The sequence below is a fragment of the Tritonibacter multivorans genome (assembly GCF_001458415.1).
In the GTDB taxonomy this organism is placed as follows: domain Bacteria; phylum Pseudomonadota; class Alphaproteobacteria; order Rhodobacterales; family Rhodobacteraceae; genus Epibacterium; species Epibacterium multivorans.
On sequence record NZ_CYSD01000012.1, the window covers coordinates 217,009 to 232,584 of the forward strand.

The 15,576-nt window shown below is 61.0% G+C and carries 17 protein-coding genes; 5 read left to right on the top strand and 12 right to left on the bottom strand.

The features are described 5' to 3' along the window. Position 1 precedes the first annotated feature (1 nt). The 8 genes from tolR to ruvC all read right to left on the bottom strand — a co-directional run bounded on the left by tolR (position 2) and on the right by ruvC (position 5,036). Entirely contained in the window at positions 2-493 is a 492-nt protein-coding gene (gene tolR, locus TRM7557_RS02315; protein ID WP_058288591.1) for a protein TolR, read from the bottom strand. Between the two features lie 3 nt (positions 494-496). Beyond that, complete coding sequence (gene tolQ, locus TRM7557_RS02320) at positions 497-1,192, bottom strand: protein TolQ (RefSeq protein WP_058288592.1); 696 nt, start codon at positions 1,190-1,192, stop codon at positions 497-499. Between the two features lie 105 nt (positions 1,193-1,297). Further along, positions 1,298-1,684 (bottom strand): tol-pal system-associated acyl-CoA thioesterase, encoded by a 387-nt coding sequence (ybgC, locus tag TRM7557_RS02325; protein WP_058288593.1) that lies wholly within the window; start codon positions 1,682-1,684, stop codon positions 1,298-1,300. After that, the gene (locus TRM7557_RS02330; RefSeq protein ID WP_058288594.1) at positions 1,681-2,346 is read right to left on the bottom strand and encodes a hypothetical protein; all 666 of its coding nucleotides are present in this window, start codon (positions 2,344-2,346) and stop codon (positions 1,681-1,683) included. The genes ybgC and TRM7557_RS02330 overlap by 4 nt, the downstream gene beginning before the upstream one ends. A 163-nt stretch (positions 2,347-2,509) precedes the next feature. After that, positions 2,510-2,812, bottom strand: coding sequence for a nucleoside triphosphate pyrophosphohydrolase family protein (locus tag TRM7557_RS02335; protein WP_058288595.1), 303 nt, complete (start codon positions 2,810-2,812; stop codon positions 2,510-2,512). An 11-nt stretch (positions 2,813-2,823) separates the two neighbouring features. Further along, positions 2,824-3,855 (bottom strand): Holliday junction branch migration DNA helicase RuvB, encoded by a 1,032-nt coding sequence (gene ruvB, locus TRM7557_RS02340; protein ID WP_058288596.1) that lies wholly within the window; start codon positions 3,853-3,855, stop codon positions 2,824-2,826. A 3-nt stretch (positions 3,856-3,858) separates the two neighbouring features. Beyond that, entirely contained in the window at positions 3,859-4,542 is a 684-nt protein-coding gene (gene ruvA / locus TRM7557_RS02345; RefSeq protein WP_058288597.1) for a Holliday junction branch migration protein RuvA, read from the bottom strand. Next, positions 4,539-5,036 carry a crossover junction endodeoxyribonuclease RuvC gene (gene ruvC, locus TRM7557_RS02350; RefSeq protein ID WP_058288598.1) on the bottom strand — a complete coding sequence of 166 codons (498 nt, stop codon included), beginning with the start codon at positions 5,034-5,036 and terminating at the stop codon, positions 4,539-4,541. Before ruvC ends, ruvA begins: the two co-directional genes overlap by 4 nt. Positions 5,037-5,466: 430 nt before the next feature. Here ruvC and TRM7557_RS02355 point away from each other — a divergent pair, with 430 nt between their 5' ends. Then, complete coding sequence (locus TRM7557_RS02355) at positions 5,467-5,664, top strand: DUF1127 domain-containing protein (protein ID WP_058288599.1); 198 nt, start codon at positions 5,467-5,469, stop codon at positions 5,662-5,664. Between the two features lie 176 nt (positions 5,665-5,840). On the opposite strand, the gene TRM7557_RS02360 is transcribed toward TRM7557_RS02355, so the two are convergent. The 4 genes from TRM7557_RS02360 to TRM7557_RS02375 form a co-directional block, all read right to left on the bottom strand. Further along, positions 5,841-6,191, bottom strand: coding sequence for a hypothetical protein (locus TRM7557_RS02360; protein WP_058288600.1), 351 nt, complete (start codon positions 6,189-6,191; stop codon positions 5,841-5,843). Between the two features lie 105 nt (positions 6,192-6,296). Next, the gene (locus tag TRM7557_RS02365; protein WP_058288601.1) at positions 6,297-7,169 is read right to left on the bottom strand and encodes a 50S ribosomal protein L11 methyltransferase; all 873 of its coding nucleotides are present in this window, start codon (positions 7,167-7,169) and stop codon (positions 6,297-6,299) included. A gap of 94 nt (positions 7,170-7,263) precedes the next feature. Beyond that, the gene (locus TRM7557_RS02370) at positions 7,264-8,499 is read right to left on the bottom strand and encodes an MFS transporter (RefSeq protein ID WP_058288602.1); all 1,236 of its coding nucleotides are present in this window, start codon (positions 8,497-8,499) and stop codon (positions 7,264-7,266) included. Positions 8,500-8,765: 266 nt separating this feature from the next. After that, positions 8,766-10,973, bottom strand: a complete 2,208-nt coding sequence (locus TRM7557_RS02375; RefSeq protein WP_058288603.1) for a primosomal protein N' — start codon at positions 10,971-10,973, stop codon at positions 8,766-8,768. Positions 10,974-11,166: 193 nt separating this feature from the next. On the opposite strand from TRM7557_RS02375, the gene fsa reads away from it, so the two are divergent. The 4 genes from fsa to TRM7557_RS02395 all read left to right on the top strand — a co-directional run bounded on the left by fsa (position 11,167) and on the right by TRM7557_RS02395 (position 15,542). Further along, positions 11,167-11,820 (top strand): fructose-6-phosphate aldolase, encoded by a 654-nt coding sequence (gene fsa, locus TRM7557_RS02380; protein WP_058288604.1) that lies wholly within the window; start codon positions 11,167-11,169, stop codon positions 11,818-11,820. A 153-nt stretch (positions 11,821-11,973) separates the two neighbouring features. Next, positions 11,974-13,794 carry an FkbM family methyltransferase gene (locus TRM7557_RS02385; protein WP_058288605.1) on the top strand — a complete coding sequence of 607 codons (1,821 nt, stop codon included), beginning with the start codon at positions 11,974-11,976 and terminating at the stop codon, positions 13,792-13,794. 96 nt (positions 13,795-13,890) lie between these two features. Further along, the gene (locus TRM7557_RS02390; protein WP_058288606.1) at positions 13,891-14,613 is read left to right on the top strand and encodes a DUF484 family protein; all 723 of its coding nucleotides are present in this window, start codon (positions 13,891-13,893) and stop codon (positions 14,611-14,613) included. Beyond that, a complete protein-coding gene (locus tag TRM7557_RS02395; RefSeq protein ID WP_058288607.1) occupies positions 14,610-15,542 on the top strand; it encodes a tyrosine recombinase XerC in 933 nt (310 codons plus the stop codon). Before TRM7557_RS02390 ends, TRM7557_RS02395 begins: the two co-directional genes overlap by 4 nt. The last annotated feature ends 34 nt before the right edge of the window (positions 15,543-15,576 follow it).

Sequence of the window (15,576 nt, forward strand, 5' to 3'; positions counted from 1 at the left end):
CTTACCCATCGCTCGCGGGTTGGTCCCCGCCATCCAACGCAGGGCCGCCCGTGTCGGTGACAAGGCCCACATTGGCAAAACCGCCTGCATTCAGCGCGCCCATGACCTCCATCACCTGCGCATATGGAATGCTGCCATCCGCACGCAGGAACACCCGATCCGAGGCGCGTTCGCTTGCAATGGCCTGCAGACGCGAAATCAGCTCTTCGCGCGGCACCGATGTGGTCATGATCTGAATGTCACCTTCTGCGGTCAATGTGACCGACAGCGGTTCTTCATCTTCGCCCGGCAATGCGCCTGCTGCGGTTTTGGGCAGCTCGACCGGCACGCCCACCGTCATCAGCGGCGCCGCCACCATGAAGATGATCAACAGCACCAGCATCACGTCGACAAAGGGGGTGACGTTGATTTCGGCCATCGGCCGCGCCCGCGACCGGCGCCGACCGCGCCGTCTGCCGCCGCCTGTATCTTTGACCTGTACACCCGCGCCCATCGATCAGCCGTCCAGCTGGCGCGAGAAAATGGTGGCAAACTCATCAGCAAAGGCTTCATAGCCGCCAATGATCCGGTCACTGTCCGCGCTGAGCTTGTTGTAAAAGATCACCGCCGGGATCGCCGCCAGCAGGCCCAGACCTGTGGCCAGAAGCGCCTCGGCAATGCCCGGCGCCACCACGGCGAGGTTGGTATTCTGTGCCTCGGCGATTTCAATAAAGGCATTCATAATGCCCCAAACGGTCCCAAACAGACCGATAAACGGCGCGGTAGACCCGATGGTTGCAAGCACCTGCAGACCGCTTTGCAGGCCTTCGCCTTCTTTGGCAATGGCCACATCCATCGACCGGTCAATTCGCGCCTGCGCGCCGGGGATCAGCATGCCGTCGGTGCGATGGCTGCGGCGCCATTCGGTCATGCCGGCGGCAAAAATACGTTCAGAGTGCCCCGCAGGTTCGGGTCCGATTTGGTCAAACAGCTCGTCCAGCGGATTGCCGGACCAGAAGGAGCGGTCAAACTGCGCTGCTTCGCTGCGCGCCGACCGATAGGTCAGAAGTTTTTGGATAATAATCGCCCATGACCAGGCCGAGGCCCCCACAAGGATGATCATCACCAGCTTCACCGTGAGCGTCGCCCGCGCGAACAGCCCCCACATGGAGAAATCGATCTCCTGCGCCAATGCCAGAGTTTCTGCTTCCATCTGCCTGCTCTTTGTTCCGCGCCGCGTGGTTCACGGCTTGTTTGCCCGGACGCTAGCCCAATTTGGACCCTCTTGCCAAGAAAACACCGCGTGAGCAGGAAAAAGTTAACGCAATGCGCGAACTTCTGCCGGAAGCTTTGCCGCCCGTTCGGTGTTGGTATCCATGCCGACAATGATCACTTTGGCTGCAAACAGCTCTTGGTCGCCGCGCATCACCCGCTGGTTCAGGATCAGCTTAACAGCCGCGACGCTTTCGACCTCGGTCAGAACGGTCAGCTGGTCGTCAAATTTTGCAGGCGCTTTGTAGTCTGCCTCGATCCGCACCACGACAAAGACATGGCCGCTTTCGCGCATGGCGTTCTGGTCGACGCCCAGCTCGCGCACCCATGCGCTGCGGGCGCGTTCAATGAAACGCAGGTAATTGGCGTGATAGACAATCCCGCCCATATCTGTGTCTTCGTAATAAACGGTGACCGGGAATTCATGTGTCATTGCTCGACCTCCGGCGTCACAGGGGCCTGCAGGCGCGCGAACAGACGCAGCGCATGGCTGGCATCATCGGCCGAGGGTGGCATCATCCGGTCATAGGCCGCCGCAATCACGCCAGCGATCTCGGGGCGCAGAATGGTTGCACCGGTGTCAGGCAGAACCGCCAGCGGCGAGGTGTCTGCAAAGGCCGCTTCGCCCCACATCAGCATGATTTGCACCGCTTGCGTCAACGCCAGGGTTTCCGCAGGCAGCTCCGCCATCGGACCCTTCATCCGGAGGAAAACAAAAGCTGCCTGAATGGCGCCCTGATCGTCGAAACGAAAGGCCCGGTACTGACTCGCGTCAGCCTCTGACAGACGCGGCACAAGGGTTGGAAGCTCTGGGATCATCCGGTCCAGATCCGGCACCGTCAGCAGCTCTTCCCACTCGCGGAAGAAGAAAAACATCAGGTTTGACCCAAGCTCCGGGTCGGTTTCCGCCATCTGATGCCCTGCCAATGTCGCCACCGCCTCAATGGCGCCTTTGACCACAGCCAGCGTCTCGTCCTCGACACCGAACACGATCGGTGCAATCGGACGGCCCCAGCGGGCAAAGGCATAGCCCCCATCCGGGCGGGTAAACAGGCGGGTGATTTGCTCGGGCGTGAGGTTCACGGTGCTGGACATGCAAGGCTCCTGCGGGTCTTTGGGGCAGTCTTGGGCGCTTAATGCCGCGCAACGGCCGCCGGGGCAAGAGGGAGGCATAGAAGGGTCGTGAGGTCAGCCAACACCCCTCAATACCCTGCCCCGACGCCAGCAGAAGGCCTGATAGGGCTGGAACGCACATCGCCTATTGATCAGAGGCCAGGTAAGCGCCCCATTTCCGCTCCAGCGCGGCGCCGGCGTCAATCCCCTGCCACCGGGCAAAGAGCAGCACAAAGCCCAAAAGATCGGCAACCTCATCCTCCAGATCCGCGCGGGTTCCCGTGCCTCGCCCCTGTCCTTGCAGCTTGAGGTAGGCGGATGTGACTTCGCCCAGCTCCTCGGTCATTTTGCCCAGATACCATGTGGCGTCGCGGTCAATGCCAAAGCGTTCAGCATATATGGCAGAGATCCGCTCTGCCAGATCGGCGAGGTCCTCAATATCGGCCATGCCAGCCCCCTTTAAGTAAACAAATCGCTCTGGCTGCGCGGTGGTGCGATCCCCAGATGCGCCCAGGCCTTGGCGGCCAGCATCCGCCCGCGCGGGGTCCGCTGGATCAGGCCCTGTTGCAGAAGGTAGGGTTCGATCACCTCTTCCAGCGCATCGCGGCTTTCCGAGAGGGCTGCCGAAATCGTCTCGATCCCCACCGGACCACCGCCGTAGTTTTCGGCAATCAACGCCAGATAACGCCGGTCGGCCCCATCAAGCCCTAGCTGATCCACGCCAAGCCGTGTAAGGGCCCCATCGGCCAGTTCCTGGGTGATCTTTCCATCGCCCTCCACCACCGCGAAGTCCACCACGCGGCGCAAGAGCCGTCCTGCGATCCTTGGGGTGCCGCGCGCGCGCCGCGCGATCTCTCGGGCGCCGGCGTCATCCGCTGGCGCGCCCAGTTTGCGGGCGTTGCGGCTGACGATCTGGAACAGCTCGTCCTCAGTATAGAATTGCAGCCGGGTCGGAATGCCGAACCGGTCGCGCAGCGGTGTGGTCAACAGCCCCATACGTGTTGTCGCGCCAACCAGCGTAAAGGGCTGCAATTCAATCCGAACGGTGCGCGCAGCCGGGCCTTCGCCGATCACCAGATCCAGCTCGAAATCCTCCATCGCGGGATAGAGCACTTCTTCCACGGCAGGGTTCAGGCGGTGGATCTCGTCGATGAACAGCACATCGCGTGCCTCGAGGTTGGTCAAGATCGCCGCCAGATCGCCCGCCTTGGCCAGAACAGGCCCCGAGGTCATGCGGAAATTCACACCCAGTTCGCGTGCGACAATCTGCGCCAGGGTGGTTTTCCCCAGACCGGGCGGGCCATGAAACAGCGTGTGGTCCATGGCCTCTGCCCGGCGGCGGGCGCTTTCGATAAAGACACGCAGGTTGGCGCGGGCCTCGGCCTGGCCGATAAAATCACCCAGCTCCTGCGGGCGCAGGGCGCGGTCATTGTCACTGCCGCCATCTTCGGGCAGCGGGTCGGGGCGCAATGTGGGGTCGCTGTCGATCATCGCTTAGCCCTTCGGCGCCAGAAGGCGCAGGGCGGCGCGGATCAGTTCGGCTTCATTTGCATCCGGGTTGTCGCCCGCCGCCTCGGCCACGGCGGCGGCCGCATCTGACGGCCCATAGCCCAAATTCCCCAGCGCCGAAAGCGCCCCCGCAGAGGCCGCAGCTGCGCCAGACGGCTTCTTGGGCGCGGTTTTCTTTGTCGGCTTGGGCGCAGGATCCGCGGCCTCGATCACATCCAGATCCGGCCCCTCCATCGCTTCGGTCACCGTGCCGCCCATGGCCATAACGCCGGGGGCCTTGTCCTTGAGGTCCAGCACAATGCGCTGCGCGGTTTTGGGTCCAACCCCTTTGGCGGCCTTCACGCTAGCCCAATCCCCCAGCGCAATGGCGCGGCTGACCCCATCAGGCCCCAGCGTGCCGAGGATCGCGAGCGACACCTTTGCGCCCACGCCTTGGACCGATGTCAGCAGGCGATGCCATTCTTTTTCCACCAATGAAGTAAAACCAAACAGCTGCATCAGGTCTTCGCGGACGACCATATCGGTATACAGCGACACCCCCTCGCCCACCGGCGGCAGGGTTGCCATGGTGCGGTCCGAGAGATAGACAATATAGCCCACGCCGCGCACGTCGATCAGCACGTGATCCAGCGCCTTGTAATCCAGACGACCTGTCAGCTTACCGATCATGCGCGTTTCTCCTTCAGTTGCCGCTGTTGCGTTCCACCGTAATAGGCATGACAGATTGCAATCGCCAGCGCATCTGCAGCGTCCGGCCCTTTGGGCTCGCAACCGGGCAGCTGCAGTTTCACCATGTGAAGGACCTGCTCTTTTTCAGCGTGGCCGACGCCCACCACTGTTTTCTTTACCCGGTTCGGAGCATATTCGCCCACCGGCAGGCCGGCCTTGGCCAGCGTCAGCAGCGCCACACCGCGCGCCTGCCCCAGTTTCAGGGTGCCCGCGCCATCTTTGTTCACAAAGGTCTGTTCGATCGCGGCCTGATCGGGCGCGTAGGCTTCGATGATTTCGGTGACCTGATTGTGCAATGACAAAAGCCGCTCGCCCAGATCATCGCCATCCGAGGTGCAATGGCCATTGGCCACATGGGACAACCGCGAGCCATTTGATTCGATGACACCCCAGCCGAGGGTCCGAAGCCCCGGGTCGATTCCCAATATTCGCATTTTGTTCTCGCCGTTCTGCCCGTAACTGCCCGGTGCTTTGCTGTCAGTGGTCTATGTTTTCTCAGGCGCATTCAAAATGACGCGGGGAAAAAACCAGATTTTTTGTCTTTGCTGCTGCTTCCGCTCTAGCACAAAAGGCGAACATGTCAAATTGGCTTCGGCCGCCCCTTAACTTTCGCGCGCAAATTTTAAGCAGAAAGCGACACTTTCCTTTTTGCGCCAAGTCGCTTTTGGAACAGTTGGCGCAAAACCGGCTTAATATGTAAATCGCCCTTATTTTTAAGGCGATTTAGCTATGCACACTGATCATGGGACACTTGCAAAAATCCCCATTGCTCAGGTCGCCCTCCCATCCTAAATGCCGCAATACGCAAACACATTAGGTGTTGCGATGAAATTTTGACCCGTTTGAAAAAAGAGGAACGTGGATATGGCTGCAATCGAAACCAACCGCCCCGCATTTGGCGCCACCGGCTTGACTGGCCGTATCGGCGCTCTTCTGGCCCAAGCTGAGGCCGCCGTTGCCGCATGGAGCGACACCCGCGCGACCCGCAAGGCCCTTTCCGGTCTGACCGAGCGTGAACTGAACGACATCGGCCTGACACGCGACGATCTGCAGGCGATGTAATCGCCACATTTCCCTCCCCGCCGTGGCCCTCCCTGCGCGGCGCATCTTGACCGCATTCTCCTTTGTGAGGATGCGGTTTTTTCGTGCCTGACGGTCGGCTCTGCCCCCCCTGTTGCGGCAAAGAAAAAGCCGCGCCTTTTCAGGCACGGCTCACATCTTCGGAGATCCATCCGAAATCAGGGCAGCAGCGGCCCCAGCTTCTGGGCAACCAGGGTGGACACCGGGTCAGCCTGCATCAAGAAGGCACCGGCCTTTTCGACCTGAGTGCCATCGGCCAATTTCGCCACACGTTCGTCATAGCTGTCAAAACCGAGCGAGGCCATCAACAGCCCCTTGAACAGAAATGCCGCAGCAATGAACAACAGCAGCGAGCGCCCCGAGATGCGCGATTTCACTTTGGGCTGCTGGACGACCTCAATAAGCCCATCCGACCGCAACCGCGCTGTATACCCATCGCGCGCATAGCCCGAATGACGTTTTTCAATTAAACGCAACCGTCCGCGGAAGTCCGCACGTTGATCGCTCATATCCTTAACTCCAACTGGCCCCCACCAGTGGTCAAGTCCAACTCTACCTTAGGTTAGGGTTCAGACAAGTGGAGTTAAGGAAAATTCGCTATAAATCGCTTTTACTTACGATTTCTTCACCAAAGTAAGGGTCGTCCATTCACCAATCTCCTCGCGGTGGTGAACATTGATGCCATTTTGAGAATAAACCTCAACGACCTCATCGGCCTGTTCATTGAGAATACCCGACAGAATCGCATAGCCCGCGTCGCGCAGATGGGCTGCCACATCGGGGCTGAGCATGATCAGCGGGCCCTTGAGGATATTGGCAAAGATCAGATCATAAGGCGCGTTTTCCTGCAGGGCCGGGGCATCAAAACCCGCGGCTTCAAGGCAGTGAACAGCCCCTTCCATACCGTTGGCCCTCAGATTGGCTTCGGCCACGTCCACAGCGACCTGATCGATGTCAGAGGCAAGGAACGTGCCGTCCCAGACGCGCGCAGCCGCCATCGCCAGCACGGCGGTGCCACAGCCAATGTCAGCCACCTTGTTGCCAACGAACCCTTCGTCGATCAGACGGTCCAGCGCCTTGAGGCAACCCAGCGTGGTGCCGTGGTGGCCGGTGCCGAAGGCCATTGCGGCCTCGATCAGCAGCGGCACTTTGCCCTCGGGCAGCTGGTCGGCATCATGGGAGCCGTAGACAAAGAAACGGCCAGCCTCTACGGGCACCAGTTCGCGTTTCACATGGGCGACCCAATCGGTTTCCGGCAGCTCGGAAATGGCGAAAGGTTTGGCGTCATGGATGGTGGCCAGCAGCGCCAGCCCCGCCACATCGGGTTCTTCGGTGAAGTAACCGCCCACTTCCCACAGGCCAGAGCCGTCTTCGATCTCGAACACACCAACGCCAGTGGGTTCGGGGATCAGGTTTTCCATTGCATCGCCCAGCGCCTCGGCCTGGGCTTTTCCGGGGAGGGTTGTAAGAGCGGTGAATGTGGGCATGGGAGCCTCCTGAATGGATAAGGGCGCAAGCGCAGGCAACATCAATTTGCCTCGCGCCTACGCCGCTGCCCGGATCAGGTCAAGCGAAAGCGGACTATTCAGCGGCCTGTGCCGCGGCCGAGCCTTGGAAAATCGTTTCATTCCCCGGTTCAGGGGTGCGCGGGATCAACAGCGCCAGTGCAAACGACCCACCCGCCATCAGGGCCGCCAATACGAATACGGAAGACGGCGATGCCACCCACAACAAGCCCAGAAGCACCGGCAGGAACACCGCAGCAATGTGATTGATGGTGAAAGCCACGGCCGCCGTTGGCGCAATATCAGCCGGGTCCGCGATCTTCTGGAAGTAAGTCTTCAGCGCCAGCGCCAGCGAGAAAAAGATATGGTCGATCACATAAAGCGCAGCCGCCACGGCGAAGCCCCAACCAAACCAATAGACCCCGCCATAGGCGGTGAAGACCAGCACAAGGCCAAGATATTCAAACAGCAGCGTGCGGCGTTCGCCGAAAAAGGCCACCGCATGGCCCAGCACAGGCGCAATCACCATATTCACCAGCAGGTTCAGCAGATAAAGGCCGGTCAAATGGTGGACCTCAAAGCCGAACTTTTCGACCATCATAAAGCCCGCGAACACCACAAAGATCTGGCGGCGCGCCCCCGCCATGAACTGCAACGCGTAGTAAAGCCAGTAACGGCGGCGCAGCACAAAGGATTTGGTCTGCGGGGTGGGCGCATCAAACTGCGGCACGGCAAACAGACAGAACAGCGCAATCGCCGCGCAGATGCCGCCGGTCAACAGGAACACCAGATTATAGGTCAGCGACAAAGGCTCCCACAGCAGCACAATCAGCCCGTAGACCACCAGCGTCGCAGCCGATCCAGCCGCCACCAGCCAGCCCAGCACCTTGGGGGCTTCGTCTTTTTTCAGCCACTGCAGCTGCAGCGACTGGTTCACGGTCTCGTAGTAGTGAAAGCCAATGGAGCTGAGGAGCGTGATCATCAGAATCCCGCCCAACGACGGGAACATCGCAGTCACGGCTGTGGCCACCCCAAGGAGCGCGAGCGAAATCAGCCCCAAGACCTGTTCACGAATAAAGATGATGAGAGCAATAACCCCCACGGCCAGAAAACCCGGGATCTCGCGTACGGAATGCAAAAGCCCGATGTCCGCCCCATCAAAGCCCGCCACTTCGATCACGAAGTTATTCAGCAGGGCCAGCCAAGTCGAAAACGCAATCGGCATGGCAATGGCCATGAGAAACAGAAGCGTCACAGGACGCCGCCAGAGCGGCAAGAAGCGGGCCTGATCAAGGGCGATGGGGGTGAACATGAGTTTCCTTTACGCCTGCAAAAGCCACGGCGCGAGAAAAGAATTGTACCAAATCACCCGCAGGGGCGCACAGACGCCCTGCGTTCGTGCAGAGGTCACGCCGCAATCGCAGGCTCTCCCGCCCGCCGTCCAAGCCCCCTTCGGGCACTCGGGCGGCCGTTGGGCATAGCGCCGCGCGCGCCCCTGCGGGGCGCGCGCGGCGCCGGTCGCTTCGGGCGAAGCCCGAAGCGAAACCCCTGAAGCGCTGGGATGATGCTCCTCAAGCGCTAGAAGAAATTCTGCGGATCGATATCAACGTTCAGGCGCAGATCGCCCGCCAATCGCGCCGGTGCAATCCAACGCGAAATCGCCTCTTGAAGCGGCGCACCTTTGGCGGCCTTGATCAACAGCCTGACCCGGTGGCGCCCGCGCACACGGGCGATCGGCGCGGGGGCTGGGCCATAGACCATTGCGTTGATCTCCCGCAGCGGGCGATCGTTGCGGGCAAGCGCATTGCCCAGATCAAAAACCTGCGCCAGATCTGTGCCCGACAGGATAATCCCCGCCATGCGTCCGTAGGGGGGCACGCCTGCCTCTTGTCGCTGCTGCGCCTCGGCACGCCAGAACTCCTCCTCATCGCCAGACAGGATCGCACGGATCACCGGGTGCTCGGGCTGGAAGCTCTGCATCAGCGCTTCGCCCTGACGTTCGGCGCGGCCTGCACGGCCTGCGACCTGGCGCATCAACTGGAAAGTCCGTTCCCCCGCCCGCAGATCCGATCCCTGCAGGCCAAGATCCGCATCAATCACCCCGACCAGCGTCAGCAGCGGGAAGTTGTGCCCCTTGGCCACCAGCTGGGTGCCAAGGATAATATCGGCTTCGCCTTTTCCGATCTCCTCGATCCGGGCTTTCAGCGCGCGGGCCGATCCGAACAGGTCGGAACTCAGCACCGCAATCCGAGCGTCGGGGAACAGGGCCGCCGCCTCTTCGGCCAGACGTTCGATGCCGGGGCCGACGGGGGCCATTTTGCCTTCGACCCCACAGGAGGGGCATTCCTTTGGCACCGGCTTTGTCGCCCCGCATTGGTGGCACAACAGCTGGTTCATAAACCGGTGTTCGACCATGCGCGCATCACAATGATCGCAGGAGACCTGCGTCCCGCAAGCCCGGCAAATGGTGACAGGGGCAAAGCCGCGGCGGTTCAGAAACAGCAGCGACTGTTCCCCGCGTTCCAGCCGCAGTTTGATCGCCTGCTTCAACGTCGGGGAAATCCAGGTGGAGGGCAGCAGTTCCTCGTTTCGCATGTCCACCGCCTTCATGGTCGGCAGGACCGAGGCACCAAAGCGTGATTTCAGATCCAGACGGCGATATTTCCCGGCTTCTGCATTGACCCAGGTCTCGAGCGAAGGTGTGGCCGACGCCAGCACCACCTGCGCCGAATTCAGCGAGGCCCGCCACACTGCCAGATCACGGGCATTGTAAAGGACGCCTTCGTCTTGCTTATATGACGTGTCATGTTCTTCATCGATGATGATCAGGCCGAGATCGCGGTAGGGCAGAAACAGCGCCGAGCGCGCGCCAATCACCAGCTGTGCGCCCCCCTGCCCCACCATGCGCCAGACCCGGCGGCGTTCGGTCATGGTGACGCCCGAATGCCATTCGGCAGGCAGCGCGCCAAAGCGCGCCTCGACCCGTTTCAGAAACTCTGCGGTCAGGGCAATTTCTGGCAACAGCACCAACGCCTGACGGCCCTTTTTCAAACAGGCGGCGACGGCTTCTAGATAGACCTCTGTCTTACCCGAGCCGGTTACACCTTTCAAAAGCGTGGTGCCGTATTTGCCGGACATCACGCCTTCTTCCAGCGCCGCTGCTGCGGCGGCCTGATCCTCGGACAGGGTCTTACCGGGCAGGGTCGGGTCCAGCGTCGGAAAGGCACTGTCGCGGGGGGCTTCGACTTCGGCTATGGCGCCTTGCTTCACCAGCCCTTTGACCACCGACGGGGTCACACCGGCAAGATCGGACAGTTCCTTGGGGGTAAAGGACGACCCTTCGAATTCATCCATCACGTCCAGAACACGGGCGCGCGCATCGGTCATGCGATCAGGATCAGAGCTGCCCCGGCGCAGCACCTTGCGCATCGATGGCGGATCGGCCAGCCCCGGCGCGCGAGTGGCAAGCCGCAGCATCATCGACAGGGGCGTTAACGTATAGGCCCCAGCGCGGGTCAGAAATTCGCGCATCTCGCCGCGCATCGGCGCAAGGTCCAGCACCCGGATCACGCGGCGCAGTTTGGCAAAGTCGAAATCCCCAGCCCCCGGCCCCCAGACAACACCGATCACTTTGCGCGGGCCAAGCGGCACCTCGACAAAGGCGCCCAGAAAACAGCCGTCTTCGGGCGCTTTGTAATCCAAAAAGCGATCGAGCGGCTCTGTGGTCAGCACCGCCACGCGGGCGCCTGAGGGAAAGAACTCAGGAGATTCGGGTGTTGCAGTCATTCTACGCTTGGGATCCTTGCCATGTTTTCGTTATATGTTTCCGCTAACATATGCTATGTCCGCCGCGGAAACCCCGCAGGAAGCCCACAGAATTCCCGTGGCGGGCATCCCACTGTTTCGTACTTTCCGTCAGCCTTCCTATCAGGTAAAGGCAAGGCGCACTGAGGCCAAGCCATCCAGAGGACCAAAGCCCATGAAATTCTTCGTAGACACCGCAGATATCGACGCCATTGCCGAGCTGAACGACCTTGGCATGGTTGACGGTGTGACCACCAACCCTTCGATCATCAAGAAGTCCGGCCGTGACATTATTGACGTCACCAAAGAGATCTGCGCGCTGGTCGACGGCCCGGTGTCCGCAGAAGTGACCGCGACCGACGCAGAAACCATGATCGCCGAAGGCCGCAAGCTGCTGGAAATCGCGGACAACATCACCGTCAAAGTGCCGCTGACCTGGGACGGCCTGAAAGCTTGTAAGACCCTGACCGACGCGGGCCACAAGGTGAACGTAACCCTGTGCTTCTCGGCCAACCAGGCGCTGCTGGCAGCCAAAGCGGGCGCGACCTTCATCTCTCCGTTCATTGGTCGTCTGGACGACATCAACCTTGATGGCATGGAGCTGATCGAAGACATCCGCACCGTCTATGACAACTATGGTTTCGAGACCGAGATTCTGGCGGCTTCCATCCGCACCGTGAACCACGTGCTCGACTCTGCGCGCATTGGCGCGGATGTGATCACCGCTCCGCCCGCTGTGATCAAAGCAATGGTCAACCACCCGCTGACAGACAAAGGTCTGGATGCCTTCCTGAAAGACATCGCAGCGGCAGACATCAAGATCCTGTAAGCGCAGCTGAAGGATCCAAATTCTGTGACGCCTCCGCACCATGCGGGGGCGTTTTTCTTTTCCGTTAACGCGCCTTATTGTCGCCGCAGCATGAATGCATCAATTTGCGCACAGCACCGAAACAGGTGCGACACAAGGCGGGTGACAGGACAAATGGTAGACTATACCGATACGATCGAAGTGCATGGGCTTCGTGTGCCCTTCGTGCCCGAGATCATCACGCCGAAAATCGAAAAACCGCTGCGCCGGGGCCGCTATGGCAAGGGCGAGGTTGATCTGCTGCTGTCCGTTCTGAAACCCGGCGACCGACTTTTGGACTTAGGCGGAGGCCTTGGTATTGTCTCTGCTGCGGTGGCACAGACCCTGCGAGACATTGACGTGCTGACCATTGAGGCTGATCGCCGCCTGACACGGCTGATCCGCAAAGTTTGGCACCTGAACAACGTCACCACGCCGAACCTGATACAGGCCGCTGTTGTGAACAAAGACGCGTCTGCAACGGGCCCCGTCGCCCCCTTCTATATCCGCCCGAATTTCTGGTCCAGCAGCGCCGCCCCGGATGACCGGCCTCATGATGCCGTGGCAGAGGTGCCAAGCGTCTCTTTGGGGGACCTTCTGGCTGACCACCACCCAACCGTGCTGTTTTGTGATATCGAAGGCGGTGAGCTGGATCTCTGGCAAGGGGCCGATCTGTCCGGTCTGCGCCAAATCGTGCTGAAACTGCACCCCGAGGTCTATGGGCAGGACGGTATGCGAGTGATTGTCGACCGTCTCGCGGAACTGGGGTTCCTGCCCAATCATGCGATCACGCCTGATGGCGCATTGCGCCTGTTTGATCGCATTCCAACCGGCGCCGAAACCGGGGCCGAACGCGACATCGAAGACATTATGCCCCGCCGACGCTACCGCGCCGAACGGTCCGAAAGCAGCGCGCCCCTGCGCATCCTTCTGCCCACCTGCATGAAGAACGAAGGCCCGTTCATTCTGGAATGGCTGGCTTGGCATCGTGCGATTGGGGTCACCGATTTCGTTGTCTACACAAATGGTTGCACCGATGGGACCGACCGCCTGCTGGATCACCTGGCCCGCCGCGGTCTGCTGCGCCATATGCCCAACCCGGCCCTTGCGGTGACAGCGACCAATTTCCAGCCCGTCGCCCTGCAGTATACCCATTTCCTGCCGGAGTTTGAGGCCGCCGATTACGTGCTGTCGATGGACGTAGACGAATTTGTAAATGTCCGCGTGGGCGATGGCACGCTGGCGGCCCTGATCAAAGCTGCGGGAGATTTTGACGTCCTGTCGATCAGCGAGCTGAACCACGGCTGCAATGGGCAGAACCGCTATCAGGAAGGTCACGTGACGGCGCTGTTTCCCGCCCATCAGACCGAGACCCCTGGCAATAAACGCGCCCAGCGTGGGGTGAAATCTCTGGTGCGCATGTCGCCACGGGTCAGCCGCATCCGCAATCACCGCCCCGATATGTACCCAAGTCTGGGCACAGTGCTATGGCGCGACGGCTCGGCCCAACTGCGCCAAGAGCTGATGCAGGAGCCCGGCGACAATGGCTGGGACTGCCGCGGCACCTATGATTTGGTGAGCCTAGATCACTTCCCGCTGCGATCGCTAGAAAGCTTCCTTGTCAAAATGCACCGCGGCGATGTGGTGGTGGCCAACAAGAAAGCCTCGAACCGCTATTGGCGCACACGCAACTTCTCGGAAGCGACCAATTCGAACCTGACCCGGATGCGGGACCGGATGCAGGACGAATATGACGCATTGCTGGCTGTGCCGGAAACACGCCGCCTGCATGATGCCTGCGTAGCGGCCCACCGCGCGCGGATTGCGGCCCTCTCGGACGAGCCAGAATACCTGGAACGCAAAGCCTGGATCTACAATGAGGCCTGGCGCGACGACTTTCCGGAAGAAGCCGCAGGCTTCCTGCGGGAAACGCCACAGTCGCCTCAAGACGATTGATCCCCAAGCCCCATGTGGGGCATAAAGACTTGGACAAACCGAGGCCGCGCACCGGCCCATCAGAACGCGAGACACCTCGCAGTCGAGTAGAGGCCCATGAGCACAAAGTCCCCCACTGCCCTGCCTTTGGCAGATGATGCCCGCGAGAAGATTCTCTCCGCACCCGAGGTCATTCTTGAAGATCAGGCGGTGATGCGCGCGCTGGTGGGCGCAAACGAACGCGCAATGGGGGCCAATGTGATTGATATGCGTGGTCTGGCAATGGAGCGACTCGAAGCCCGACTGGACCGGCTTGAAGACACGCATCGTTCGGTGATTGCAGCGGCTTACGAGAATTTGGCCGGGACAAACCAGATCCAGCGCGCCGTGCTGCGCCTACTGGACCCTGTTGATTTCAACGCCTTTCTCGCGGCGTTGCGCGGTGATCTACCCGAAATCCTGCGCGTTGACGCGCTGGCGCTGGTGCTGGAAAGCGCCGAGGCTGATGGCGCATCTTCGGTGACATCCATGAGCGATGTGCTGAAGATCTGCGCGGAAGGTTTCTGCAACGAATACCTGTCCGACGAACGCGGCCGTGCCAGCGAACGCCCCGTCCTGCTGCGCCAGATCGACGGCGGCAGCACACGCGTCTTTGGGGCGGCGGCAGCTGATATCCAATCCGAGGCCTGCTTGCGGCTGGATCTTGGCACCGGCCGCCTGCCCGCATTGCTGGTGCTGGGGTCGCGGGATGAATACCAATTCACCACCCAACACGGCACGGATCTGCTGGGCTTCTTTGGTGGGGTGTTCGAGCGCTGCCTGCGGCGCTGGCTGTCATGACACCCCGCGCGGCCGCCATATCCCCTGCGGCCCGCGACGCGCTGCAGCGTTGGCTCGAAACCCTTGCTGCGCTGGAAGATGTGGCAGAAAATACCGTTGCCGCCTATCGCGGGGATGTCACGGATTTCCTCGGCTTTATGACATTGCATTTCGGCGAACCTCAGGGGCTTGGTGCGCTGTCCGACATTGCCACCGCTGATATGCGCGCCTGGATGGCAGAGCTGCGCAATGGCGGCACCGGGGCGCGATCCCTTGCGCGCAAACTGTCCGCCGTCAAGCGGTTCTATGGCTGGCTGGCCGAACGCGAAGGTTATGAGCCCACCGCCGTCCTGTCGACCCGCGCGCCGAAGTTTCAGAAAAAACTGCCCCGCCCATTGGCGCCCGATGCGGCCAAGGCAATGATTGAAACGGTCGAGTTGCAATCCGCCAAAGACTGGGTTTCTGCCCGCGATGTGGCTGTGGTCACCCTTTTGTACGGCTGCGGGCTGCGCATTTCCGAGGCGCTGGGGCTGCGTGGCCAAGATGCGCCCCTCCCAGAGGTTCTGCGGATCACGGGCAAGGGCGAAAAGGAACGCATGGTGCCGGTGCTGCCGGTGGCGCGCGCGGCGGTGGAACGCTATCGCAAGCTTTGCCCGCATCCGCTGACCGCTGATACAGCGCTGTTTCGGGGCGTGCGTGGCGGGGCGCTGAATCCCGGCGCAATCCGCACCGCGATGCAGGCCGCACGGGCGCAACTGGGGCTGCCCGACACTGCCACACCACACGCCATGCGCCACAGCTTTGCCACCCATCTGCTGGAGGCAGGGGGCGATCTGCGTGCTATTCAGGAACTTCTGGGTCACGCATCCCTCTCTACCACGCAGGCCTATACAGCAGTGGACACTGCGCATTTGATGGAAATCTACAACCGCGCGCACCCAAAAGCCTGATCCGTCTTAGGGGCGTCATATCCTGCGGTTAAGA

Coding starts and splice junctions, on each gene's coding strand:
- TRM7557_RS02385 (WP_058288605.1), top strand. CDS start 11,974: ATGGTAGACTATACCGATACGATCGAAGTGCATGGGCTTCGTGTGCCC.
- TRM7557_RS02365 (WP_058288601.1), bottom strand. CDS start 7,169: ATGCCCACATTCACCGCTCTTACAACCCTCCCCGGAAAAGCCCAGGCC.
- ruvA (WP_058288597.1), bottom strand. CDS start 4,542: ATGATCGGTAAGCTGACAGGTCGTCTGGATTACAAGGCGCTGGATCAC.
- TRM7557_RS02370 (WP_058288602.1), bottom strand. CDS start 8,499: ATGTTCACCCCCATCGCCCTTGATCAGGCCCGCTTCTTGCCGCTCTGG.
- ybgC (WP_058288593.1), bottom strand. CDS start 1,684: ATGACACATGAATTCCCGGTCACCGTTTATTACGAAGACACAGATATG.
- ruvC (WP_058288598.1), bottom strand. CDS start 5,036: ATGCGAATATTGGGAATCGACCCGGGGCTTCGGACCCTCGGCTGGGGT.
- tolQ (WP_058288592.1), bottom strand. CDS start 1,192: ATGGAAGCAGAAACTCTGGCATTGGCGCAGGAGATCGATTTCTCCATG.
- TRM7557_RS02375 (WP_058288603.1), bottom strand. CDS start 10,973: ATGACTGCAACACCCGAATCTCCTGAGTTCTTTCCCTCAGGCGCCCGC.
- TRM7557_RS02335 (WP_058288595.1), bottom strand. CDS start 2,812: ATGGCCGATATTGAGGACCTCGCCGATCTGGCAGAGCGGATCTCTGCC.
- tolR (WP_058288591.1), bottom strand. CDS start 493: ATGGGCGCGGGTGTACAGGTCAAAGATACAGGCGGCGGCAGACGGCGC.
- TRM7557_RS02360 (WP_058288600.1), bottom strand. CDS start 6,191: ATGAGCGATCAACGTGCGGACTTCCGCGGACGGTTGCGTTTAATTGAA.
- TRM7557_RS02330 (WP_058288594.1), bottom strand. CDS start 2,346: ATGTCCAGCACCGTGAACCTCACGCCCGAGCAAATCACCCGCCTGTTT.
- ruvB (WP_058288596.1), bottom strand. CDS start 3,855: ATGATCGACAGCGACCCCACATTGCGCCCCGACCCGCTGCCCGAAGAT.
- TRM7557_RS02390 (WP_058288606.1), top strand. CDS start 13,891: ATGAGCACAAAGTCCCCCACTGCCCTGCCTTTGGCAGATGATGCCCGC.
- TRM7557_RS02355 (WP_058288599.1), top strand. CDS start 5,467: ATGGCTGCAATCGAAACCAACCGCCCCGCATTTGGCGCCACCGGCTTG.
- fsa (WP_058288604.1), top strand. CDS start 11,167: ATGAAATTCTTCGTAGACACCGCAGATATCGACGCCATTGCCGAGCTG.
- TRM7557_RS02395 (WP_058288607.1), top strand. CDS start 14,610: ATGACACCCCGCGCGGCCGCCATATCCCCTGCGGCCCGCGACGCGCTG.